20 protein-coding genes and 1 tRNA gene are annotated in these 22450 nt (G+C 64.2%); 13 read left to right on the top strand and 8 right to left on the bottom strand.

The genetic code is table 11. From position 1 onward, the window contains the following. Positions 1-12 precede the first annotated feature (12 nt). Positions 13-1380 carry an MBL fold metallo-hydrolase RNA specificity domain-containing protein gene (locus OH705_RS04610; RefSeq protein WP_094011381.1) on the bottom strand — a complete coding sequence of 456 codons (1368 nt, stop codon included), beginning with the start codon at positions 1378-1380 and terminating at the stop codon, positions 13-15. Next, positions 1371-2297, bottom strand: coding sequence for a universal stress protein (locus OH705_RS04605; protein WP_023629264.1), 927 nt, complete (start codon positions 2295-2297; stop codon positions 1371-1373). The genes OH705_RS04610 and OH705_RS04605 overlap by 10 nt, the downstream gene beginning before the upstream one ends. Before the next feature lie 181 nt (positions 2298-2478). Between OH705_RS04605 and OH705_RS04600 the strand changes: the two genes are divergently transcribed. Further along, positions 2479-3027, top strand: a complete 549-nt coding sequence (locus tag OH705_RS04600; RefSeq protein ID WP_267301169.1) for a GNAT family N-acetyltransferase — start codon at positions 2479-2481, stop codon at positions 3025-3027. A gap of 27 nt (positions 3028-3054) precedes the next feature. Here OH705_RS04600 and OH705_RS04595 read toward each other — a convergent pair whose 3' ends face one another. After that, positions 3055-3981, bottom strand: a complete 927-nt coding sequence (locus OH705_RS04595; RefSeq protein ID WP_023630309.1) for a universal stress protein — start codon at positions 3979-3981, stop codon at positions 3055-3057. Positions 3982-4178: 197 nt separating this feature from the next. Between OH705_RS04595 and OH705_RS04590 the strand changes: the two genes are divergently transcribed. The 4 genes from OH705_RS04590 (at position 4179) to OH705_RS04575 (ending at position 7589) form a co-directional block, all read left to right on the top strand. Beyond that, a complete protein-coding gene (locus tag OH705_RS04590) occupies positions 4179-5252 on the top strand; it encodes an NAD(P)-dependent alcohol dehydrogenase (RefSeq protein WP_094011378.1) in 1074 nt (357 codons plus the stop codon). Between the two features lie 71 nt (positions 5253-5323). Beyond that, positions 5324-5542 (top strand): hypothetical protein, encoded by a 219-nt coding sequence (locus OH705_RS04585; RefSeq protein WP_094011377.1) that lies wholly within the window; start codon positions 5324-5326, stop codon positions 5540-5542. Positions 5543-5544: 2 nt separating this feature from the next. Next, positions 5545-6366: a helix-turn-helix domain-containing protein gene (locus tag OH705_RS04580; protein WP_023630306.1), complete on the top strand. Its 822-nt coding sequence runs from the start codon at positions 5545-5547 to the stop codon at positions 6364-6366. Beyond that, a complete protein-coding gene (locus OH705_RS04575) occupies positions 6351-7589 on the top strand; it encodes an MgtC/SapB family protein (protein ID WP_023630305.1) in 1239 nt (412 codons plus the stop codon). Before OH705_RS04580 ends, OH705_RS04575 begins: the two co-directional genes overlap by 16 nt. A gap of 266 nt (positions 7590-7855) precedes the next feature. Here OH705_RS04575 and OH705_RS04570 read toward each other — a convergent pair. The 5 genes from OH705_RS04570 to OH705_RS04550 form a co-directional block, all read right to left on the bottom strand. Next, positions 7856-7931: transfer RNA gene (locus OH705_RS04570), tRNA-Gly, on the bottom strand. A 64-nt stretch (positions 7932-7995) separates the two neighbouring features. Then, positions 7996-8556 (bottom strand): CDP-diacylglycerol--glycerol-3-phosphate 3-phosphatidyltransferase, encoded by a 561-nt coding sequence (gene pgsA, locus OH705_RS04565; RefSeq protein ID WP_038706385.1) that lies wholly within the window; start codon positions 8554-8556, stop codon positions 7996-7998. Between the two features lie 33 nt (positions 8557-8589). Then, positions 8590-10413, bottom strand: coding sequence for an excinuclease ABC subunit UvrC (gene uvrC, locus OH705_RS04560; RefSeq protein WP_267301167.1), 1824 nt, complete (start codon positions 10411-10413; stop codon positions 8590-8592). A gap of 9 nt (positions 10414-10422) precedes the next feature. Further along, on the bottom strand, positions 10423-11061 hold the full coding sequence (uvrY, locus tag OH705_RS04555; protein WP_023631421.1) for a UvrY/SirA/GacA family response regulator transcription factor: 639 nt from the start codon (positions 11059-11061) through the stop codon (positions 10423-10425). Positions 11062-11286: 225 nt separating this feature from the next. Beyond that, the gene (locus OH705_RS04550; protein ID WP_023631420.1) at positions 11287-11676 is read right to left on the bottom strand and encodes a helix-turn-helix domain-containing protein; all 390 of its coding nucleotides are present in this window, start codon (positions 11674-11676) and stop codon (positions 11287-11289) included. A gap of 616 nt (positions 11677-12292) precedes the next feature. Here OH705_RS04550 and OH705_RS04545 point away from each other — a divergent pair. Genes OH705_RS04545 through OH705_RS04510 form a run of 8 tightly spaced genes read left to right on the top strand, consistent with a single transcriptional unit; the run spans position 12293 to position 22441 of the window. Then, on the top strand, positions 12293-13594 hold the full coding sequence (locus OH705_RS04545) for a nucleotide sugar dehydrogenase (protein WP_038706387.1): 1302 nt from the start codon (positions 12293-12295) through the stop codon (positions 13592-13594). 54 nt (positions 13595-13648) lie between these two features. Next, the gene (locus tag OH705_RS04540) at positions 13649-15181 is read left to right on the top strand and encodes a glycosyltransferase (RefSeq protein WP_267301166.1); all 1533 of its coding nucleotides are present in this window, start codon (positions 13649-13651) and stop codon (positions 15179-15181) included. Positions 15182-15197: 16 nt separating this feature from the next. Beyond that, on the top strand, positions 15198-16349 hold the full coding sequence (locus OH705_RS04535) for a PilZ domain-containing protein (protein WP_267301165.1): 1152 nt from the start codon (positions 15198-15200) through the stop codon (positions 16347-16349). A gap of 9 nt (positions 16350-16358) precedes the next feature. Then, positions 16359-17807 carry a tetratricopeptide repeat protein gene (locus OH705_RS04530; protein WP_094011373.1) on the top strand — a complete coding sequence of 483 codons (1449 nt, stop codon included), beginning with the start codon at positions 16359-16361 and terminating at the stop codon, positions 17805-17807. Continuing rightward, positions 17804-19249: an alginate export family protein gene (locus OH705_RS04525; protein WP_267301164.1), complete on the top strand. Its 1446-nt coding sequence runs from the start codon at positions 17804-17806 to the stop codon at positions 19247-19249. The genes OH705_RS04530 and OH705_RS04525 overlap by 4 nt, the downstream gene beginning before the upstream one ends. 12 nt (positions 19250-19261) lie before the next feature. Then, positions 19262-20689, top strand: a complete 1428-nt coding sequence (locus OH705_RS04520; protein WP_267301163.1) for an MBOAT family O-acyltransferase — start codon at positions 19262-19264, stop codon at positions 20687-20689. Positions 20690-20698: 9 nt separating this feature from the next. After that, on the top strand, positions 20699-21793 hold the full coding sequence (locus OH705_RS04515; RefSeq protein ID WP_267301162.1) for an alginate O-acetyltransferase: 1095 nt from the start codon (positions 20699-20701) through the stop codon (positions 21791-21793). 18 nt (positions 21794-21811) lie between these two features. Continuing rightward, positions 21812-22441 carry an alginate O-acetyltransferase AlgF gene (locus tag OH705_RS04510; protein ID WP_267301161.1) on the top strand — a complete coding sequence of 210 codons (630 nt, stop codon included), beginning with the start codon at positions 21812-21814 and terminating at the stop codon, positions 22439-22441. Positions 22442-22450 lie beyond the last annotated feature (9 nt).

The raw sequence follows: 22450 nt of genomic DNA, 5'->3' as shown, positions 1-22450 counted from the left end.
CCCGCGCCGTGCTCAGCGCACAGGGTCGATGGCAACGGTTTCCTGATAGTCCGGTACACACACCTGCCAGCCCAGCTCCAGGCTGATCCGCCGGCGCAAGGTGTCGGCGGCGTGTGGTTCGCCATGGATGACATAGGTCTGCCGCGGTGGCCGGCTGAAGCCGCGCAGCCACTCCATGATCTCGTCGGCGTCAGCGTGAGCGGACAGGTTTTCCAAGGTGTGCACCTGCGCCCGGATGGGCACGTCTTCGCCCTGCAAACGCACGCTGGGGGCGCCCGCGACGATATCCGCGCCACGCGTGCCTCCGGCCTGGAAGCCGGAGAACAGGATGCTGTTGCGCGGGTTGGGAGCCAGTGCCTTCAGGTGGTGCAGCACCCGGCCACCGGTGGCCATGCCACTGGCGGCAATGATCACTGCCGGCTCGCGCAACTGGTCCAGGTGGCGGGACTCATCGACCGAGTGGATGATCCGTGTGCCCTGGCACATCGCGGCGCATTCCTGCGCCGACAGTCGGTGTTCATTTCGGAACTGCTGATAAAGGGCGGTCGCATCGGTGGCCATCGGGCTGTTCAGGTAAACCGGAATATCCGGGATCAGCCCATCACGCTTGAGTTTGTGGAGGTAATACATCAGCAATTGGGCGCGTCCCACCGCGAATGAAGGCACCAGGACGATGCCATGACGCAGGAGTGTCTGGTTGATGACCTGGGCCAGAGATCGCTCGGTCGATTCTGCCGGGTGGTGGCGATCACCGTAGGTGGACTCCACCAACAGCACATCTGCCGTGCGGATCAGCTCCGGCGCCCGCATGATCGGGTCTTGCGGCCTGCCAAGGTCACCCGAGAAGACCAAGGTCTGCCCTTCGGCACTGATCTGCACCGTCGCAGCGCCCAGGATATGGCCAGCCGTACGCAACAGCAGGTCCATGCCCTCCGCGATCGGCGTTGCCTGGTGCAGTCCCACCGGCCGCAACATCGCCAATACCCGCTTCGCATCCTCCTCGGTATAAAGTGGCCGCGCCGGCGTGTGTTTGGAGTAGCCGTGGCGATTGGCATGTTCGGCCTGTTCTTCTTGCAGTCGCGCGCTGTCGAGAAGAAGCACTTCAGCCAGGGCGCAGGTTGCCGGGGTGGCATAGATCGGGCCGTGGTAACCCTCCCTGGCCAGCACTGGCAGGTAGCCGCTATGGTCGAGATGGGCGTGGGTCAGCACGATCGCATCGAGCGCCCGTAGTGCCAGCGGCAAAGGCTCCCAGTTGCGCAGGCGCAACTGCTTGTAGCCCTGGAACAATCCGCAGTCGACCAGGATCCGCGTGCGGTCGCGGGTCAACAGGAATTTGCTGCCGGTCACCGTCCCGGTGCCGCCGAGAAAGGTCAGTTGCATGGCCAAGGCTCCAGGGGTTCGAACACGTGAGGGTGAACCGCGAGTACGCTGCACGGCGGGTGGCCGACGATGCGTTCAGTGGTGTCACCCAACAGCTTATCCATCCCTTTGGGCTGCACCACACCCATCACCACGGCGTCGACTTCCAGGGCGGCGACCTGTTCGCAGATCACTTGCACCGGGCCGCCCTGCATGAAGTGGCGGCAGTCCTGCGCCACGCCTTCGGCTTCAGCCAAGGCGTTGAAGGGTTCCTGAAGCGCCTGGCGCATCTCTTCAATCCATGCCTGGGTGACGCTCATGTCCGCAGCGAATACCCCGCCCAGGTTGTAGGCCGACAACAGATGCAGAGCGGCACCGCACTGCAGTGCCAGAGCCTGGGCGACGCGAATGAGACCTTGGTTGAACTGCTGCTGGGCTGTCGGGGTCTCGCTGAAGCTGGTATCCACGGCGACCATGACGCGCCGGGGTAATGAAACAGCTGCCCTCGGCACGAACAGGGTGAGCCCCTGGAAACCACGCATCAGCGCACAGTCCAGCGGGGTGCCGAACAACCGCGCCAGGGTCGAGGCGCAGTCGCTGTCCTTGATGACCAGGTCCGGCTGCAATTCGCTGATGTAGTCGATGGCGTCGCTGCGGATATCGTCGACGGCGAGGCTGTCGACCGTCAGCACCACACCGTGGCCGCGGTGCCGTTCGACCAGGACCCGCAGTTGCTCACGATAGTGATCGTACTGGCGCTTGATATCGGCTTCGTTCAAGCGCTCTTCGCGCAGCAGAGGTTCCTCACGCGGTTCGAACAACCCCAGCACATGCACGCTGGCGCCGCTGACATGCGCCAGCGCCAGCCCCCTTCGCAACGCGGCGGAATGCGGGTCGACTTCACCAAGCAACACCAGCATTTGTCGATATTGACCCATGGCGGACCTCCGGGCTTGCGCGGCAGGGATGTGATGCTAAGGATTGTCCGGGCGCGCCCGCGCTGGCGTTTGATGCAGATCAGAAAAGGGGCCGTGTCCCGAACTTGACGATTGTCAGAACCGCCGCGGCGAGCCACGTTACAACGCTTTTCAGGTATCTATCCGAGTAACGGGAGGCACGATGAACACGCAGCGGTCCAAGCAGCCGGCCCCCAGTGAGCACTGGGTCGAGAAGCTCGATGACGGCACGCCTGTGCTGATCCGCCCGCTGCGCCAGGAGGACCATGAGCGGAACCGACGCTTTCTCAGCTCGATCGCCCACCAGGCTCGGCGCTTGCGCTTGACCGCTGGGCTCAGCGGCGGCTTGCCCAGCCTGCCCCCGCAAGCGATGCCGGTCGACGACTTCCAGCGCAGAGTCTATGTCGCACTGGCACATGTCGACGGCTGCTTGCAGCAGATTGGCATCAGCCGTTACGCCGGCCTACCTGACAGCCCGCGCTGCGAGTGTGCGATAGCGGTGCGTGAGGAGTGGCAGCGTAACGGCTTGGGTACGCGTCTGCTGCGGCACCTGGTCGACGCGGCGCGGCGCAGTGGCTATGAGTGGATGATTTCCAGGGACCTGTCGACTAACTACGCCATGCACCGGATGACCAAGGCGCTGGGATTCAGCTCACGCTACCTGGGCGGCGACGTCAGCGAGATCCTCCACGAGCTTGACCTGCGAGCCTGAAAACAAGGCCCTTGCGGGCCTTGTGCGCTACCCTTGGGAACGCTCGGGGGAGATCACCAGCACACTGCTGGACAAACGATGCAACATCCGCTCGGCAGTACTGCCGATGAACCAGCCGATGCCATGGTGGTGATAACTGCCCATCACCAGCAGGTCGATATCATTGTTGTCCATGAACAGGGCCAGGACCTTGGCCGGGTCGCCGATGCGCATGTGGCGGTGCTCGACGGCAATACCATTGCGCTCGGCAAGGGCCTTGAAGGCATCGCTCTGAGCTTCATGCAGCGTCTGAGCGAGGTTGGAATCGAACAGGAACGCGTGTTCCCGGTTACCGCTGGCGTCCAGGTACATCGAACCCAGGTCGTAGGCATACAGCAATTCGATCTGCGCGTTGCACTGCAAAGCCAGTTTCAACGCCTCGCTGATGATCTGGTCATTGAAGCCTTCGAACTGGTCTTCGGGCCTGGACAGGTCCACGGCCGCCAGGATCCTGCGCGGCAACGCATGGCTGGCCTGGTGCACCAGGTGCAAAGGAATGCGGGTTTCGCGCAGCAGCTGGATATCCAGGGAAGTGAACATGGCACGCGCCCACCATGGCTCATGCTCGAATGCCTTGATCAGCATGGCAAAGCGCTGCTCTCGCAGGTGCACCAGGATCTCGTTCAAGGGGTGCTGCACCCACACCACCTCGGTGGTGACTGTGACACCGTTGCGCCGCATCGGCAGCGCCTGGGTCTCCAACCACTCGCGGTGTTGCTGTACATAGCCTTCGCGCATCACTGCAAGAGCCTGTTGGTTGACCAGCCCTGCCGTAGCAAGCCCCTCCACGTAGTCGAAAGCCACGATGTGCAGTGCCATGCCCTTGGCCTTGGCCAAGGCTGCGGCTCGGTCGTAGACAGGGGTTCGGCGCATCAGGGGGGATGCGATCAACAGCAGTCTTTGCGGGGTTTCCATGGCACACCTCTGCGGTTGCGATATATACCCGAAGCATCCTGTAGCCCTGCTCTACAGGCTTGATGTTTGTCAACTGACGCCCCTCGGACCGACGGCATGTCTCGCAGCACACAACCTTGACGAGGATCAATGTTTCGCCGATTGCCGGGCGCACGCTACTCCCCTAGCCACAACAACCACCAACCCGGAGGCGTGCCATGGCCCTCATGAAAGCAGCGGTGTTTGTCGAAAAGAACCGTATCGTGGTGGAGGAAAAGCCCATACCCGACATCGGCCCGCTGGACGCCTTGTTACGCATCACTACCACCACCATCTGCGGCACAGACGTGCATATCCTGCGCGGTGAATACCCGGTGGCCAAGGGGCTCATCGTCGGCCATGAGCCAGTCGGCGTGATCGAGAAACTCGGCGCTCAGGTGCAAGGTTTGCATGAGGGCCAGCGCGTCATTGCCGGCGCCATCACCCCCAGTGGCCATAGCAACGCCTGCCTGTGTGGGTGCAGCGCCCAAGACGGCGTTGGCACCGCGCATGGCTTCAAGGCCATTGGCGGCTGGAAGTTCGGCAACATCATCGATGGCTGCCAGGCCGAATACGTGCGAGTACCGGATGCCATGGTCAACCTCTCGCCGATTCCCGATCAGTTGAGCGACGAGCAGGTACTGATGTGCCCGGATATCATGTCTACCGGCTTTTCAGGGGCCGAACGCGGGGGCGTCATCCTGGGCGACACAGTAGCCGTGTTCGCTCTGGGGCCGATCGGCTTGTGCGCGGTCGCTGGGGCCCGGCTGCTCGGCGCGTCCACCATCATTGGTGTCGATGCCGTGGCCGAGCGGGTCAGTGTCGCTCGCCGCATGGGTGCCGACCACATCGTCGATTTCACGCAGGGCAATGTGGTCGAGCAGATCATGGCGCTCACCGCCGGGCGCGGGGTGGACGTGGCGATAGAGGCGCTGGGCACGCAAGCCACGTTCGAGGCTGCGCTGCGGGTGCTGCGGCCGGGCGGCACCTTGTCCAGCCTCGGCGTGTACAGCGCCGACCTGCACATCCCACTGGGCCCGTATGCCGCTGGTCTGGGTGACTACCGCATCATCACCAGCCTGTGCCCTGGTGGCAAGGAACGCATGCGTCGGTTGATGCAAGTTGTAGCCAGTGGCCGGGTCGATGTTTCGCCGCTGGTCACGCACCGCATGCGCCTTGATGACATCGAGGCCGCGTATGAACTGTTCGCCCACCAGCGCAATGGCGTGATGAAAGTGGCAATAACGCCTTGACCCAAGTGCTATGCAGGCACGGAGGCCTTTAGTCCCGCAGTTGTCTTGCCCATGCAGGCTCTGGAGGCCCCATGAATGTCTACGTCGAGAACCACACCGAACACAACCGCTGCTGGGTTCGCATGGACGACTGGCGAGTGAGTTTCAACACGGCCGTTGAAGCCCAACAGTTTGTAGCGCGGCTCAACGCCCGCCTCAACGCGCCCCATTCGCTGGACATGCTGGCGGGTTGGTCGCCCCGTCCAGGCGTGACGGCTCGGGCGGATGTGCCTTGCACGAGGGAGGCCTGAACATGTCGGGCCAACTGAAGGTCTCGCTGCTCGAACAGCCCGCTGCGCCGTACACGCCGCCACCGGTTCACCTGAAACCGCTGGTAACGCTCTGTCGCGATTGTCGGGTCAGCGGCTTGTGCCTGCCCACCGGTCTGCCGCTGGATGACAAACGCTGCCTGGGCGCGTTGATCGGGCCACGCCTACGCATTCGCAAAGGCGCTGCGCTGTTCAACGCCAATGCACCCTTGACGATGCTCTATGCCGTGCGCTGTGGCAGCTTCAAGAGCAGCCTCAACAGCGCCGAAGGCCAGGGGGTAGTGATCAACTTCTGGATGCCGGGTGACGTGCTCGGCCTCGACGCCATCGCCACCGACCACCATGTCTGCGACGCGATTGCCCTGGAAGACAGCGAAGTCTGCCCAGTGCCCTATCATCGCCTGCAAACGCTGGCACGTGACTTCCCGGTATTGCAGCAGAGCCTGAACCGCTTGATGAGCCGGGAGATAGTGCGCGAGCAAGAGCGTGTGTTGATGCTGTGCAACCTCACCGCCGAGCAGCGCCTGGCCAGTTTTCTGATCGGGCTGTCCAAACGCTTCGTCAACCGCGGCTATTCCGCCCATGGCTTCATGTTACGTATGTCGCGCGAGGACATGGCATCGTACTTGGGCCTGCGCCTGGAGACCGTATGCCGTTCGGTCGCCCGCCTGCGTGCGCAAGGCATTGTCAGCCTGCGCGGCAGGCTGGTGGAGATCCACGACATGTCAGCCTTGATGGCGATCGAGCAAGGCGACCCTGACAATGAGCGCAAGCAAAGCCCCAAGGCGCCATGCTCGACACACTGAGTGTTGGCCACGGCGCAGTCGCGCTGGGCATCGGCATGCTGGTTGGCCTTGAGCGCGAACGCAAGAAACGCCGCGACGAGGTACCTGCCGCCGCCGGGCTGAGGACGTTCGCCATCACCGCCCTGCTGGGCTATGTCAGCATGCTGCTGGCAGGACCGGTGCTGGTCGGGACAGCAAGCCTGGGCCTGATACTGCTGCTTTGCCTGCAATACCGCTACTCGCCTGGGAAGGCACCAGATGTGACAGGCGAGATCGCTCTTCTACTGGTACTTGTCCTGGGCGCGCTGAGCGTTGCCGAGCCTGAGCTTGCCGCTGCCGCAGGTGTGGTCTCGACCGTGTTGCTGGCCTTGCGCCGCGAGCTGCATCATTTCGTGCTGCAGCGACTGAGCGAGCAGGAACTGCGCGATGGCTTGACGTTGCTCACGGTGGCCCTGGTGGTATTGCCACTGACACCGGACCGGTTCCTGGGCCCCTACAGCGTGCTCAACCCACGCACTATTTGCACCTTGGTCGTTCTGCTGATGACAGTGGCGGCGTTAGGTCATATCGCCATGCGCCTGGTGGGCCCGCGCTATGGGCTGCCGTTGAGTGCCATCGCTTCAGGCTTTGCTTCCGGTTCGGCGACCATTGCCCTGCTAGCCCATGACGCCAGTCGACAACCTACGGCGGCGCGCTCCTACGCGGCGGCGGCGGTATTGTCCAACTTGGCGACCATCACCCAGTTCGCCTTGGTGCTGAGCATCATCGACCGCCACCTGCTCGGTCCTTTCCTGCCCGCGGTCGGCCTCGGCGCGCTGGTCACCGCGATCTATGGCGTGTTGCTGCTCGCGCCTTGGCGCGCGGCACCGAGCAATTCTACCGCGCACCTCGGCGCAGGTGCCTTCAACCTGTGGACAGCCCTCGTAATCACCCTGGCCCTGACCGGTATCGCACTGCTCTCAGCGTTTCTGCTCGAACATCTGGGACACAACGGGGCCAGTATCGCAGCATTCGTCAGCGGCCTGGGCGATGCCCACGCGGCAACGGCGTCGGCAGCCTCGCTGGTGGTTGCGGGTCGGCTGCAGATGACTGAGCTGATGGTGCCGGGCATGATGGCTCTGACGGGGAACACACTAAGCAAATGCGTGCTGGCGCTCAGCAATGGCGGCTACGCTTTTGCGCGATACCTGGTGCCGGCGCAGCTCATCATTCTAGGGGCGATGTGGCTGGGAACACTGGCGTAAGGTCCAATAGCGGCGGACCTGGACCAAACGACATGCGCATGTGCTTGTCAGCCCTGTCGTAACGCAAATTTCAGATGCTTCCACCTTGCGCAATGATGTGAAGCATCAACCCTAACCAGGTGGGCCATCTCCAGCCAGGGTCTCAAACCTGACCTTGAACCGACCAGATACCGGGTTCGGTTATTTCCGCTGGAACTAAAAAAGGGCCCTAAGGCCCTTTTTTACAACGACTTACAGAGTTCGGTGGAACGCTGTAGATCTATATTTGGAGCGGGAAACGAGACTCGAACTCGCGACCCCGACCTTGGCAAGGTCGTGCTCTACCAACTGAGCTATTCCCGCGTCGTGATGGGTGCCATTCTAGCGATTTACAGAACGGCGTCAACCCCTTGATTCAAAAAAACTTTTACTTCTGCTCCGAACCTTCGCGCAGGTGCGGCCAGGCGGCCACCAGGTAGTGCACCATCGACACCAGGGTCAGCCCCGCCGCCACCAGCAGCAAGCCGTAGCCCAGCACCACCCAGAAGGTCAGCAGCGGCGGGTTGGCCAGCAGGATCACCAGCGCCAGCATCTGCGCGGCGGTCTTCCACTTGCCCAGGTTCGACACGGCCACATGGGCGCGGGCGCCGAGTTCGGCCATCCACTCGCGCAGCGCCGAGACCACGATCTCGCGGCCGATGATCACCGCCGCCGGCAGCGTCAGCCAGAAGTTGGCGTGCACCTGCACCAGCAGCACCAGGGCCACGGCGACCATCAATTTGTCGGCCACCGGGTCGAGGAAGGCGCCGAACGGGGTGCTCTGCTGCAGCCGACGCGCCAGGTAGCCGTCGAGCCAGTCAGTGGCGGCGGCGATGGCGAACACCGTGCTGGCGGCCATGTAGCTCCAGTGATACGGCACATAGAACAGCAGGATGAAGATCGGGATGAGCAGGACGCGTAGAACGGTGAGCAGGTTTGGAATATTCATCGGTACGACTGGCTGCGAGTTGAACCCGACATTCTACTCGCTATGCAGGCTGGCATAAATCGACTCGGCAAGCTTTTTACTGATGCCGGGAGCTTTGGCGATCTCGTCGACGCTGGCGCGATTGAGCTCCTGCAGGCCGCCGAAATGTTTCAGCAAGTCGCGGCGGCGCTTGGGCCCGACCCCGGCGACGTCCTCCAGGCTCGAGGTGCGCCGGGCCTTGCCGCGCCGGGCGCGATGGCCGGTGATGGCGAAGCGGTGGGCTTCATCGCGGATCTGCTGGATCAGGTGCAGGGCCGGTGAGTCGCCCTTGAGAGTGAACTCGTGGGCCACGTCGTTCAGGTAGAGAGTCTCGAAACCGGCCTTGCGGGTCACGCCCTTGGCCACGCCGAGCAGGGTGAGATCGGTAAGGCCGAGCTCCTGCATCACCTCGCGGGCCATGTTCAGCTGGCCCTTACCGCCGTCCACCAGCAGCACATCGGGCAGCTTGCCCTCGCCGTCCTTGATCCGCCCGTAACGGCGCATCAACGCCTGATGCATGGCGGCGTAGTCGTCGCCGGCGGTCACGCCTTCGATGTTGAACCGGCGATAGTCGGATTTGAGCGGGCCTTCCGGGCCGAACACCACGCAGCTGGCCACGGTTGCCTCGCCGCTGGAGTGACTGATGTCGTAGCACTCCAGGCGCTGCGGCACTTCATCCAGGCTCAGAACCTGGGCCAGCGCCTCGAAGCGGGCGGCCATGTGCTGGCGGTTGGCCAGACGGGCGTTGAGGGCCTGCTCGGCGTTGGTCACCGCCAGTTGCTGCCAGCGCGCCCGGGTGCCGCGCACCCGGTGGCTGATGCTCAGCTCGCGGCCGCGCAGGGTCTGCACCGCCTCGCTGATGGCGGCGAAGTCTTCATGCACCACGTTGACGATCAGCTCGCCCGGCAGCTCGCGCTCGGCGTTGCCGAGGTAGTACTGGGAAAGGAACGCGGCCATGACCTCGGCCACCTCCTCCTCGATGCCCACCTGGGGGAAGAAGTTCTTGCTGCCCAGCACCCGGCCGCCACGCACGCTGATCAGGTGCACGCAGGCACCGCCCGGGTTGACGAAAGCCGCCACTACGTCGACATCACCGGAGCCGCCTTCCATGTACTGCTGGTCCTGGACGCGGCGCAACAGGGCGATCTGGTCGCGCAGCTCGGCGGCCTTCTCGAAATTCAGGGCCATGGCGGCCTTTTCCATTTCGGCATTAAGCTCGTTGCCCAGCTGCTGGCTGCGCCCCTCGAGGAACATCACCGAGTGACGCACGTCCTCGGCGTATTCCTCGGGCGTCACCAGGCCCACGCACGGCCCCTTGCAGCGCTTGATCTGGTACTGCAGGCATGGGCGGGTGCGGTTGGCGTAGTAGCTGTCTTCGCACTGACGCACCGAGAACGCCTTTTGCAGCAGGCTCAGGCTCTCGCGAATGGCACCTGCGCTGGGGTACGGGCCGAAGTAGCGTCCCTTGGCTTTCTTCGCGCCTCGATGGATACCCAGGCGTGGGAATTCCCCGTCAGACAGGAATACGTATGGGTAGGACTTATCGTCGCGCAGCAGGATGTTGTAGGGCGGGCGCCATTCCTTGATCAGCGTCTGCTCGAGCAGCAGCGCCTCGGTTTCGTTGGCGGTGATGGTGGTCTCGACCTGGGCGATACGTCCCACCAGGGCAGCCGTCTTCGGCGCAAGACCGGTCTTGCGAAAATAGCTGGCCAGGCGCTTCTTGAGGTTCTTGGCCTTGCCCACGTACAGCAGGCGGGCCTCGCCGTCGAACATCCGGTAAACGCCCGGGCGACCGCTGCAGGTCGCCAGGAACGCACTTGCATCAAAAGGTTGTGACATGAGGTGTGCTTAAAGACTTGCGTCGACCATACCGTGACGGACGGCCAGCAAGGTCAGTTCGACGTCGCTGGTGACCGAGAGTTTTTCGAAGATTCGATAACGGTAAGTATTGACGGTCTTGGGCGACAGACACAACTTGTCAGAGATGATCTGCACCTTCTGGCAGCCGACGATCATCAGCGCAATCTGGATTTCCCGCTCGGACAGCGCATCGAACGGCGACCCCTGGGGCTGGAACGACTTGAGCGCCAACTGCTGGGCGATCTGCGGGCTGATGTAGCGCTGGCCGGCGAAGGCCAGGCGGATGGCCTGGACCATCTCGTCGAGCCCGGCGCCCTTGGTCAGGTAGCCCGCAGCCCCCGCCTGCAACAGGCGGGTGGGAAACGGATCTTCCTCGCACACGGTCACCGCGACCACCTTGGTGTCGGGGTGACTGCGCAGCAGTTTGCGCGTGGCCTCCAGGCCGCCGATCCCTGGCATCTTCACGTCCATCAGCACCACGTCCGGCTTGAGCTCGCGGGCCAGTTTGAGGGCGGACTCGCCAGAGTCCGCCTCCCCCACCACCTGCAGCCCATCGATGTCGGCCAGCATGCGTGTGATGCCGGTACGCACCAGATCGTGATCGTCGACCACCAGGACCCTAATCAAGCAGACACCTCGTTAGTGGGGCGATTGGATCCCGCCACCTTAACAAAATTTTTCACCACGAACCTAGTGTCCTGTCTCGGAAATAAGCTGTTCACTTTTGGCGGCGTCTTGGGCGCCCTGCCCGCGTTGCCACTCCTCGCCATAGCCCTGCTATGACTCGTCGCGGCGCCTTGGCCGAACACCCAAGCCACTCGCCAAAAGAGAACGTATTTCCGAGACAGGACACTAGCGCAAAGCATCATGGAAATATGCCTGCCGGTCAGGCCGGCGCATGCGCAGCCCTTCATGGCCATTTTCTTCACCCGCGAGACGGTTGAGCAGGTGCCACACTGCAGCCTGGTCGGCCGACGGCAGGCGGCGAAAGGCGCCTAGCAGGCGGTTCTCATCAGAGGTCAGGCTGTCCAGGGGCGCAGGGGTGTGCACGCCGCTGAGCACATAAAGCGCATCCACGCCCCGGCTCGCGACCGCCGCGAGGTAGTCCATGCGCGGCGTGCGTTCGCCGCTCTCGTATTTGCCCTGGGCGTTGGGCTCGACACCGCCGATATCGCCAAAAATGCGCTGGGTCAGCCCCAGGCGTTCGCGCTCTTCTCTGAGTCGCGGACCAAATCCGTTCATCTGCTTGCCTCCTTTGCATGAATGGAAGACGGGTGCATCCCGCACCCGAGTGAATGTCTGCACAATCGTCCGGCACTATGCCAATTGGATCCAATCGTTGCAAGCCATCATTGCGCCACGCCCTGAATCAGGGGGACAGATGACATGGCGATCACAGTGGGTTCAGCACTGTCGCCTGCAGGCTTTGCATCGCCCGCGCAAGGGGTTTGCCGGCGATGGCGGACAACACGAAAAAACCTGAATGACATTAATCGGCCTGCAGAAACCGTGCGGGACAAGGCACTGCAAGAACCACGGAAAACCACCGTTTTGACGCCATTATGTCGACACCAATTAGATAATCATTTTTTTGACGCCCAACTTACATCAAACTTTAAATTATTGTTTTTGAAGGATTTTTTAACTAACAAAGCAAAATTTAAGAAAATTCCAAACAAACTAACCAACAACGCTTGCTGCACTATCAGAAAACTCCTTAGGATGTAAAAAGACCACCACGAAACAGCCTGAACCGCTACCTATCTAGCGCGGCTTGATCCTGCGCGTCTGGCATTCGCATAACTTCTTGAACTGAGTATCTCGGCCGGCATTGCGCCGCGCCTGGGGAGAGGGACCTATGAACATCAGTATCTTCGGACTTGGCTATGTGGGGGCGGTCTGCGCCGGTTGCCTGTCGGCGCGTGGGCATCAGGTTCTGGGAGTGGACGTCGCCCAGGCGAAGATCGACATGATCAACCAGGGTCGCTCGCCCATCGTCGAGCCGGGCCTGGAGCAACTGCTGCTCGACGGCGTGCGTCAGGGGCGCCTGCGTGGTACCACCGATGTGCAGGCGGCTATCCTCGCCACCGAGCTGTCGCTGCTGTGCGTCGGCACGCCGAGCAAGGCCAATGGCGACCTCGATCTGGTGTACATGGAGGCGGTGTGCCGCGAGATCGGCGCGGCCCTGCGCGACAAGGCCAGCCGCCACACCGTGGTGGTGCGCAGCACGGTACTGCCGGGCACGGTGAAGAACGTGGTCATCCCGCTGCTCGAGCAGGCCTCGGGCAAGCAGGCCGGGCGCGACTTCGGCGTGGCGGTCAACCCGGAGTTCCTGCGCGAGAGCACGGCGATCCAGGACTACGACTTCCCGGCCATGACCGTGATCGGCGAACTCGACAGCCGTTCCGGCGACCTGCTTGCCTCGCTCTACCAAGGCCTGGACGCGCCGGTGATCCGCAAGTCGATCGAGGTCGCCGAGCTGATCAAGTACACCTGCAACGTCTGGCACGCCACCAAGGTCAGCTTCGCCAACGAGATCGGCAACATCGCCAAGGCCTCCGGGGTCGATGGCCGCGAAGTGATGGACGTGGTCTGCCAGGACTACAAGCTCAACCTGTCGCGCTACTACTTGCGCCCGGGCTTCGCCTTTGGCGGTTCGTGCCTGCCCAAGGACGTCCGCGCCCTCACCTATCGTGCCAGCCAGCTTGACGTGGCGCACCCGCTGCTCGGCTCGATCATGGCCAGCAACCGCAACCAGGTGGCGAACGCGCTCGACCTGGTGACCCAGGCCGGCAAGCGCCGTATCGCCCTGCTGGGCCTGGCCTTCAAGGCCAACAGCGACGATCTGCGCGAAAGCCCCCTGGTGACCCTGGCCGAACAATTGATCGGAAAAGGCTACGAACTGCGGATCTTCGACGCCAACGTCGACCATGCACGCCAGTTCGGCGCCAACCGCCAGTACATCGAGCAACAGATCCCCCATGTCAGCGCCCTGCTGCGCAGCGACCTGCAACAGGTGATCGATGAAGCCGAGGTGATCGTGCTGGGCAACAACGACGAACGCTTCGTGCAGGCGCTCGACGCCGGCAAGCAGGTGATCGACCTGGTCGGCTTCATGGCCGACGGCAGCAACGCCCAACACCACGGCATCTGCTGGTAAGGCACGCCGATGCCCGCCCCTGCGGCGGGCCCCGACCCAAGGAGCTACAGCGCCATGGAACGACAACGACAGCGGCCTTTCGCGGCCCCGGGCTATCTGCGCGCAGCGGCCACCTTCTGTGCCTGGGCAATGCTCGCCGGGCTCATCGCGCTGGCCGCGCAGATGGTCGCGCCGCAGTACCTGGACCCAGGCCATCACCAGTTCATCTTCATCATCGGCATCCTGGGCATGTGGCGCTACGGCAATGCCATCGTCCACTACCTGCGCGGCATGTACTTCCTGCACTGGCGCTTCCCGCGCCTGCGCCGCCAGGTCGAGCGCCTGGGCGACGCAGCATTGCCATCGCACATGTTCATGGTGGTAACGAGCTTTCGCATCCCCACCCATACCACCTTCAAGGTGTACCAGTCGGTATTCCAGGAAGTGCAGCGACTCAAGGTGCCGTGCACGGTGATCGCCTCGATCGTCGAGAAAGGTGACGAGCAGTTCATCAAGGACATCATGCGCGACGAGGTGCAGGGCCGCGACGACATCCGCCTGGTCATCGTCCGCGCCCGCGGCACCGGCAAACGCGATGGCCTGGCCCACGCCTTCCGTGCCCTGTCGCGGCAGATGCCGCTGGAAGATGCGGTGGTCGGCGTGGTCGACGGCGACACCATGATGCTGCCCGGCTGCGTCGAGCGGGCGGTCAAGCTGTTCGCCGTGCTGCCCGACGTCGGTGGCCTGACCACCAACGAGTTCTGCGAGGTCGAGGGCAGCCGCTGGATGCGCCAATGGCACTCGATGCGTTTCGTCCAGCGGCACATCAACATGTGCTCGATGGCCCTGTCGCATCGGGTACTGACCCTGACCGGACGGCTGTCGTTCTTCCGCGCCGGGGTGATGACCGACCCGGCGTTCATCCGCGATGTCGAGGCGGACTTCCTCGAGCACTGGCGCCTGGGCCGCTTCCAGTTCCTCACCGGCGACGACAAGTCCAGCTGGCTGAGCCTGATGCGCGCCGGCTGGGACACCTTCTACGTGCCCGACAGCCACACCCTGACCGTCGAGCACCCGCCCAGCGACAGCTTCTGGGTCGCCACCCGCCAGCTGATGTTCCGCTGGTACGGCAACTCGCTGCGGCAGAACTTCCGCGCCACCGCCCTGCTCAGTCGCACGCGCCTGGGGCTGTTCACCCTGTACGTGCTGCTCGACCAGCGGGTGTCGATGTGGACCTGCCTGATGGGCCTGACCGCTTCGGTGGTGGCCGGCCTGGTGTTCGGCATCCAGTACCTGCTGGTGTACCTGTTCTGGGTGCTGATCTCGCGCAGCCTGGTGACCGTGCTGTTCATCTTCGCCGGGCACCCTGTCAGCCCGATGTACCCCTTCGTTCTCTATTACAACCAGATCGTCGGCTCGCTGATGAAGGTCTACGCGATGTTCCACATGGACCAGCAACGCTGGACGCGGCAGAAGACCACCCTGGCCACCGGCAGCGTCGACTTCGACGCCAACCTCAACCGCTGGTCCTCGAAGGCGATGCTGTGCTCCTCGATCGCCATCTTCTTCGGGGTCATCACCGTGCTTCTAGAACTCACGCAACGTTAAGGAAAGGCGCCTGCACATGAGTACTTCCAATACCCCCGCGGCCCCGGCCAACATCGTCCACGAAGCCATCGACGAGCGTCAGTACGTGCGCACCCGCATGAACGCCCGGGTACGCCTGGCCGGCGCCGGGCGCGAGCCGCTCGAGGCGGACCTGGCCGACATCTCGCTGGGCGGCATCGGCCTGCTGCACGAAGCGCCGTTGACCATCGGCGCGCTGTACGACGCCTCGATCCAGCTGCGCCTGAACCAGGTCGACCTGGCGATCGAAGGCAAGGTGCGCATCGTCTCCCAGCGCGGCAAGGAGGTCGGTGCGCAGTTCGTCGACCTCGACGCGCAGAAGCGCGACATCCTGCGCTACCTGATCAGCGCCTACCTGTCGGGTGAGGTTGCCGACATCAACGGCCTGTTCAACGTGATGCAGCGGGAAAACTACATCAAGGCGCGCAAGCACCAGCAAGCCCGCGCGCGCACGCCGGGCGAGCGCCTCAAGGCCATCGCCGGCACCGCGCTGTACACCGCCGCCGGCCTGGCCGCGCTGGGCTTCGTCGGCTACAAGGGCTACCTGCTGTTCTTCCGCATCCCGGCACTGCAGGCCACGGTGGCGAGCAACGCCCAGGTCATCAGCATGCCGGACAACGGCTACGTGAAGTACCTGCTGCCGGCCGACTCCACCGAGGTGCGCGTCGGCCAACCACTGGCGAACATCTCCACCCAGCTGGCCACCAGCTTCACCAGCCCGGCTGACATGAAGGCCCTGGCCGACCTTGCCCCGGGCGACCTGCAGGCATTATTGGGCCGCGCCAGCGTCGAGACGGTGATCAACAGCCCGTGCGACTGCCAGGTCTGGTACCCGTCGCAACCGCTGGACGGCTATGGCTACAAGGCCGCGCCGATGATGCACCTGCTGCCCAAGGGCGAGGCCATGTTCGTGCGCGCCAACGTGCCGTTCGACAAGCTCGCCGATGTCAGCCGCGTGCGCTCGGTGAACATGCAGGTGTTCGGCCTCGACCAGCACTTCAGCGGCAAGGTGGTGGACGCCCGCTCCGACGAGCTCAACCACAACCTGGCCTTGACCATCCAGCCGGACAGCCCGCTGCCGGCGGCGGCCTACCAGAAGGCCGTGGCGGTCGACCTGTACCTGGGCCTGCCCTTCGGCAGCGGCAACTGAGGGCAGGTCATGAACGCCAAGAACGCCCCGCGCCTGTTGCTGGCCGGCCTCGGCCTGGTCTGCGCCGGCAGTGGCTGGGCCGGGCAGAGCCTGGAGCAGATCCGCTACGCGCTGTACAAGGACCCGGGCGCCGACGTCACGAGCGACCTGCGCGCTCTCGCCGAGCGTGGCGACCTGGCCTCCAAGCAACTGCTTGGCGATGTGCTGTCCAACAGCGACAGTGCCAACCGCCAGGACATCGTCAGCCTGTACCAGGAGGCCTTCGCCGACGGCCACGGCCAGATCCCGGCACTGGCCTCGCTGGCGCGCCTGCTCGACCGCACCCCGCGCCTGCAGCGCAGTCACGAGGCGTGGATGCGCCAGGCCCTGGCCCGCTACCCCAACGACCGTGACCCGCGCAGCACCAGCACCAGCCTGGAGGTATTCCTGGTCTATCCGCAGCTGTTCCCGGGCGAGCGCGCCGCCGAACTGCTGGCGCTGTACGAACAGAGCTGCCTGCTCAACTGCCGCCCTGAGCTGTATCGCGCCGTGGTCGCCGAGCGCCAGGGCGACCGCGCCGCAGCCGAGCGCTGGTACCAGCAGGCAGCACGCATCGACCCACGCGGCATCGAGCGCTACTACCGCTTCCTCGGCGAGCGCCAGGACCCGGCCTTCCTCGCCTTCGCCCGCAGCCTGGAGCCGGAGATGGCCAGCCTGCCGGTGGAGGTGGTGCAGCGCATCGGCGCGCTGCTGGACAGCATCCATGGCACCACCCGCGCCGAACTGGACGCCGAACGCGAGCAGCGCCAGAGCCGCGCCATGGGCGCCAAGGTCGAGCCGACGGCCGAGCAACTGGCCCGCGACAAGGCCGACGACCAGTTGCGCGCCGACGGCATCGCCGAAGCCCAGCGCTGGCTGGACAACGCCGTCGCCCGTGGCTACCTGCCGGCGCTGGTGGCCAAGGCCAACTTCATGATCTCCAACCCCACCGAGCACAACGCCGAGCAGGCCCAGGCGCTGATTACCCAGGTTAGGGCCAAGGACCCGACCCGTGCCAAGGTATTGGATGCCCAGTTCTACATGGTCAATAACTGGCTGACCCTGGACCCGTACAAGGCCCATGCACTGATCGACGAGCTGATCGCCGCCCACTACCCGGACGCCCACCTGCTGCTGGGTGACCTGTACAGCAAGGGCGGCCTCGACCAGCCCGACCAGGAGCGTGCCCTGGCCATCTGGCGGCAACAGGCCGAGCAAGGCTCGACTGCCGCCTGGTACCGCATGGCCACCGTGCACCTGCGCGGCCGGGCCATCTGCCACGACCCAGTCAAGGCCTACACCTACGCCCGCATCGCCCTCGACCTCGGCGAGACCCGCGCCCGTGGCCTGATCAAGCGGCTGGACAAGACCTTGCCCAAGGATGACATCGAGCGCGCCCTGGCCGTGCGCAACGATCTGTTGAAGGAGCCCACCCTGTGAAAGCGCACCCACCCCTGCTCGGCGCCCTGCTCGCCCTGGCGCCGCTGACGGTGCTGGCAGCCGAGGAAGTCACCGGCCCCGACGCCGACAGCCGCGCGCCGATGCGCGTCGCGACCGTCGACGGCAGCGAACCGGTGATCACCTCGGAGTTCTTCAACAAGCTCACCCTGCAGACCGGCTACGGGCCGCTGGACTCCCAGGTCGGCCGCGACCGCGAGAGTTTCTACAGCCTGCGCTACGAGCCGTCGTTCGCCTGGTACTCGCCGGAAAAACGCTGGGCCAGGTGGATGGTCTATGGCCGCTTGTGGCTGAACTACGACTCCAGCCAGTCGAGCAACCTGGCCAACGAGTCGACCAACAACAATGCCCGCGAACAACCCGAGGGCTGGTACGCCGAACTGCGCGAGCTGTACGTCAAACGCAACCTGATCGGCGACGACCCGCGCTTCTCGCTGTCGTTCGGCCGCCAACGTTTCGCCGACGACTACGGCATCTGGTGGGACGACAGCCTGGAGTCGGTGCGCTTCGACTATCAGGACACCTTCTCCGACGCATTCGTCGCGCTCGGGCAGAAATTCCACAACTACAACACCGACGTCAATTCGCTGGCCGCGAGCGAAGAGCGCACGCTGTACCTGATGGGCCAGTACGCCTATCGCTGGAACCCGAATAACCAGGTTGGCGTACGCCTGATGCAGGAGAACGACCGCAGCGACCACGACGTCGACGATCGCTACGACTTCAAGGGCTGGCGCTACGGACTGTTCTTCAAGGGCGACAACCTGCCCCTGGCCACCGACTACCACCTGGAACTGGCGGCCCTGGACGGCAAGATGGACAACACCGCCGGCAACGGCGTCACCAGCACCGGCCACGCCAGCAAGGGCTGGGCGGCACTGGGCGAGGTCGGCAAGCGCTTCGAGACGCTGCCCTGGACCCCGCGCCTGGCGTTGCGCGGCGGCCTGACCGACAAGCCGGACGACGACAACGACGGCTTCCGGCTCAACCCGATCCAGTCCGACCGCATCACTCGCCAGGGCTCGTACAGCACACGCCTGACCAGTGCGTTCGTCGCCCTCGACCTGCGCAACCTGAGTTACTACGGCTTCGCCCTGGAGACCCGCCCCACCGCGCGCAGCGCCCTGGACCTGCGGGTGACCCAGCTCAACCTGCGCGACGAGGGCGGCGCGCTGCCAATCCGCATGGCCGCCGATGCCCGCGCCCGACGCCAGAGCGAACTGAACACCGGGCTGCACGGCAAGGGCGACATCGTCGGCCAGATGATCGACCTCAACTACTACTGGAAGATGTTCCCGGTAGCCCTCGACGGCAAGCGCCTGGACGTCACCACCCTGGTCAGCGCCAGCTACCTCAACGCAGGCAGCGCGCTGGACAGCGGTGACGACTACCAGCTGAGTGTCGGCGTGGTGATCAGCTACTAAGGACGGGCCAGCATGATCTTCGCTTCCAACGTATTCCTGTTCCTCTACCTGCCGCTGTTCCTGGCTATCTACTACCTGGCCCGGCCGCGGTGGCGCTCGCTGGTGATCGTTGCCGCCAGCTACGTGTTCTACGCCTGGTGGCGCCCGGACTTCCTGCTGCTGTTCGTCGCCATCACCGCCTGGAACTACGCGTTCGGCCTGGGCATCAAGGCACGCCTGGACGCCGCGGACAAACCTTGGGCCCTGCGCCTGCTGTGGTTGGGCGTGGCCGGCAACCTGGCGACGCTGGGCTATTTCAAGTACGCCAACTTCGGCGCCGAGATGCTGGCCCTGCTGCTGGCACCGCTGGGCATCGACACCTGGACGTTGGAGAACATCTTCCTGCCGCTGGGCATCTCGTTCTATGTGTTCCACGCGCTGAGCTACATCGTCGACATCTACCGCAAGGACGCCACGCCCACGCGCAGCTTCATCGACTTCGCCGCCTTCGTCGCACTGTTCCCGCACCTGGTGGCGGGGCCGATCCTGCGCTACAGCCAGCTGGCCCCGCAGTTGCGCCAGCGCAGCCACTCGCTGGAGCTGTTCTCGCTGGGCGTGTGCCGGTTCATGCTCGGTTTCATCATGAAGGTGCTGGTTGCCGACCGCCTGGCGCCGATCAACGTGCTGTTCATCGGCGAAGGCAGCCTGCAGTTCAGCGATGCCTGGTTCGGCCTGGTGGTGTCGACCCTGCAGCTGTACTTCGACTTCGCCGGCTACAGCCACATGGCCCTGGGCCTGGCGCTGATGATGGGGTTCCGCTTCCCGGAAAACTTCAACCAGCCTTATGTGTCGCAAAGCATCACCGAGTTCTGGTCGCGCTGGCACATGACCCTGGCGCATTTCCTGCGCGACTACGTCTACATGCCCCTGGTGCGCAAGCGCGTGGCCGGCGCCCTGCCGGCGCTGGTGTGGACCATGCTGCTGTCGGGCCTGTGGCACGGGGCGAGTTTCGCCTTCATCTGCTGGGGGCTGTTCTTCGGCATCGGCATGGTGCTGGAGCGCAAGTTCGGCCTGGCCACCAAGGTCAGCACACCGTACCGCCTGGGCAGCAACCTGCGCACCGCGCTGCTGATCATCCTGAGCATGCCGCTGTTCTTCACCATGGACCTGCGTCACAGCCTCGACATCTACCGGGCGCTGCTGGGCCTGAACGGCTTCGGCTCGCTGGAGCTGTACGTGCTCGGCGCCTCGAAGATGGCCATGGCCTTCGCCCTGGTGGCAGTCGCCTGGCTGATCCTGGCCGGGATCAACAACGTGCGCTTCTACGCCGGCAACCAGGAAGGCTACTTCATGCGTCATGTCGGGGTGCTGCACAGCCTGCTGCTGTGGGCGGGCTTCCTGCTGGCGCTGAGCAGCCTGGCGGCCAGTTCGTTTTCGCCGTTCCTGTATTTCCAGTTCTAGGAGAGTGCCGTGTACCCGGTGATGAAGACGGCCAGCAAGGCCAACGGTGTAATCTTCGCCCTGGCGTTGGCGGCGATGTTCGTCTATTCGCTGCCGCCTGTGCTGAGCTTCGCCCGCGCCCAGACCGACAGCTGGAATCTGTTCGTCGACGGCAAGCTGTTGCGCAAGTTCGAGCAGATCTACGACAAGCGCTTGTTCCTGCGCGAACCCTCGGTGCAGCTGTGGGCCGACGCACGCTTCCAGCTGTTCGGCGAGGGCACCCAGGGCGTGGTGCTGGGCAAGGACGGCTGGCTCTACACCAGCCAGGAGTACCGCGTGCCCAACGACCTGGACGCCAACCTGGCGAGCCAGCTGGCGCAGATCGCCAAGGTCGAGCAGCAACTGGCCGAGCATGGCAAGCACCTGGTGCTGCTGCCCTTGCCGATGAAGCTGGATATCTATGCGACCCATGCCGAGCGCGCCTTCGACCCACGGGTGGCCAGCCTCTATGACCGCTTCGTCGCCGACCTGCAACTGCGCCGCCTGGATGTGGTGCCGCTGCGTGACGCCTATCTGCGCAACCTGGCCGGTCCGCGCCTGTTCCTCAAGTCCGACACCCACTGGAGCCCGGACGGCGCGCGGCTGTCGGCCTATGAACTGGCACGCCAGCGCCCGCGCCTGCTCGGTGACCAGGTGTATGTCTCGCACAAGGCCGGCGACAAGACGGTCAAGGGCGACCTGATGAACTACCTGCAGTTCGACCATGCCCGCCTGGCGCCACAGTTCGGCGCCAATCCGATCGAACTGTACGAGACCCTCAAGGCCGCCCAGAGCAGCGACGAACTGTTCGCCGAACAGACGCAGAGCCTGCTGCTGGTGGGCACCAGCTACAGCAAGATCGACGATTGGAACTTCGTCGGTTTCCTCAAGGAAGCGCTCAACCGTGACCTGTTGTCCGTCGCCGTAGAGGCCCGAGGGCCGTTCGAGGCGATGAACCAGTTCCTCGCCAGCGACCAGTTGCACAACCCGCAGATCGACACCGTGATCTGGGAGTTTCCCCTGCGCACCCTGCTTGCCCATCGCCCCGGCGCGCTTGCCCGCGACGCCCAGCCCGCGCATTTCTGACGTTCCTAGGAGAACCTGATGAAGCTTTCGCCCCTGTTCACCGCCCTGGCCCTGACCGCCGCCAGCCACACCGCCCTGGCCGCCGAAGGCAATGCCGACCTGTACGACGCCGTGGCCCCGGCCGATTCGGCCTTCGTGCGCGTGCTCAACCTGTCCGACAGCAGCATCGATGTGGCCCTCAGCGGCAAGCTCAATGCGCAGAAGGTCGCCCCGGGGCAGCTCAGCGGCTACCGCTTCGTGCCGGCTGGGGTACACCGGATCGGCATCGGCGCCACGGCCATCGAGCCGACCCTGGCGGCCAACGCCGCCAGCACCGTGGTGTACGATGGCAAGCAGCTGCAAGTGATCGCCGACCAGTACGTCAATGAGCCGAAGAAGGCCCAGGTGGCCTTCTACAACCTGACCCCGGCCCAGGCCACGCTGCGCACCGCCGACGGCAAGCACGAGGTGGTCAAGGCCCTGGCCAAGGGCCAGACCGGCGCGCGCATGGTCAACGAAATCAAGATCGACTTCGCCGCCTATGTCGGCGGTCAGGAAGTGGCCAGCTTCGACGAGTTGTTTCTCAAGAAAGGCCGCTCCTACAGCTACGTGCTGCTGCCAGGCAATCGCAGCCTGAGCCTGGCCAACAGCATCGACCCGACCGAGTGATACACCGCC

This window comes from Pseudomonas sp. BJa3, assembly GCF_026343815.1.
GTDB lineage: Bacteria > Pseudomonadota > Gammaproteobacteria > Pseudomonadales > Pseudomonadaceae > Aquipseudomonas > Aquipseudomonas soli.
This window is presented reverse-complemented; position numbering and strand designations above follow the sequence as displayed.

What these genes read in the sequence shown, in the direction of transcription:
- uvrC (WP_267301167.1), bottom strand. Translation starts at nt 10,413, where the DNA reads ATGTCACAACCTTTTGATGCAAGTGCGTTCCTGGCGACCTGCAGCGGT.
- OH705_RS04540 (WP_267301166.1), top strand. Translation starts at nt 13,649, where the DNA reads ATGGAACGACAACGACAGCGGCCTTTCGCGGCCCCGGGCTATCTGCGC.
- OH705_RS04580 (WP_023630306.1), top strand. Translation starts at nt 5,545, where the DNA reads ATGTCGGGCCAACTGAAGGTCTCGCTGCTCGAACAGCCCGCTGCGCCG.
- OH705_RS04535 (WP_267301165.1), top strand. Translation starts at nt 15,198, where the DNA reads ATGAGTACTTCCAATACCCCCGCGGCCCCGGCCAACATCGTCCACGAA.
- OH705_RS04550 (WP_023631420.1), bottom strand. Translation starts at nt 11,676, where the DNA reads ATGAACGGATTTGGTCCGCGACTCAGAGAAGAGCGCGAACGCCTGGGG.
- OH705_RS04520 (WP_267301163.1), top strand. Translation starts at nt 19,262, where the DNA reads ATGATCTTCGCTTCCAACGTATTCCTGTTCCTCTACCTGCCGCTGTTC.
- OH705_RS04585 (WP_094011377.1), top strand. Translation starts at nt 5,324, where the DNA reads ATGAATGTCTACGTCGAGAACCACACCGAACACAACCGCTGCTGGGTT.
- OH705_RS04575 (WP_023630305.1), top strand. Translation starts at nt 6,351, where the DNA reads ATGCTCGACACACTGAGTGTTGGCCACGGCGCAGTCGCGCTGGGCATC.
- OH705_RS04605 (WP_023629264.1), bottom strand. Translation starts at nt 2,297, where the DNA reads ATGGGTCAATATCGACAAATGCTGGTGTTGCTTGGTGAAGTCGACCCG.
- pgsA (WP_038706385.1), bottom strand. Translation starts at nt 8,556, where the DNA reads ATGAATATTCCAAACCTGCTCACCGTTCTACGCGTCCTGCTCATCCCG.
- OH705_RS04510 (WP_267301161.1), top strand. Translation starts at nt 21,812, where the DNA reads ATGAAGCTTTCGCCCCTGTTCACCGCCCTGGCCCTGACCGCCGCCAGC.
- OH705_RS04530 (WP_094011373.1), top strand. Translation starts at nt 16,359, where the DNA reads ATGAACGCCAAGAACGCCCCGCGCCTGTTGCTGGCCGGCCTCGGCCTG.
- OH705_RS04600 (WP_267301169.1), top strand. Translation starts at nt 2,479, where the DNA reads ATGAACACGCAGCGGTCCAAGCAGCCGGCCCCCAGTGAGCACTGGGTC.
- OH705_RS04590 (WP_094011378.1), top strand. Translation starts at nt 4,179, where the DNA reads ATGGCCCTCATGAAAGCAGCGGTGTTTGTCGAAAAGAACCGTATCGTG.
- OH705_RS04595 (WP_023630309.1), bottom strand. Translation starts at nt 3,981, where the DNA reads ATGGAAACCCCGCAAAGACTGCTGTTGATCGCATCCCCCCTGATGCGC.
- OH705_RS04610 (WP_094011381.1), bottom strand. Translation starts at nt 1,380, where the DNA reads ATGCAACTGACCTTTCTCGGCGGCACCGGGACGGTGACCGGCAGCAAA.
- OH705_RS04545 (WP_038706387.1), top strand. Translation starts at nt 12,293, where the DNA reads ATGAACATCAGTATCTTCGGACTTGGCTATGTGGGGGCGGTCTGCGCC.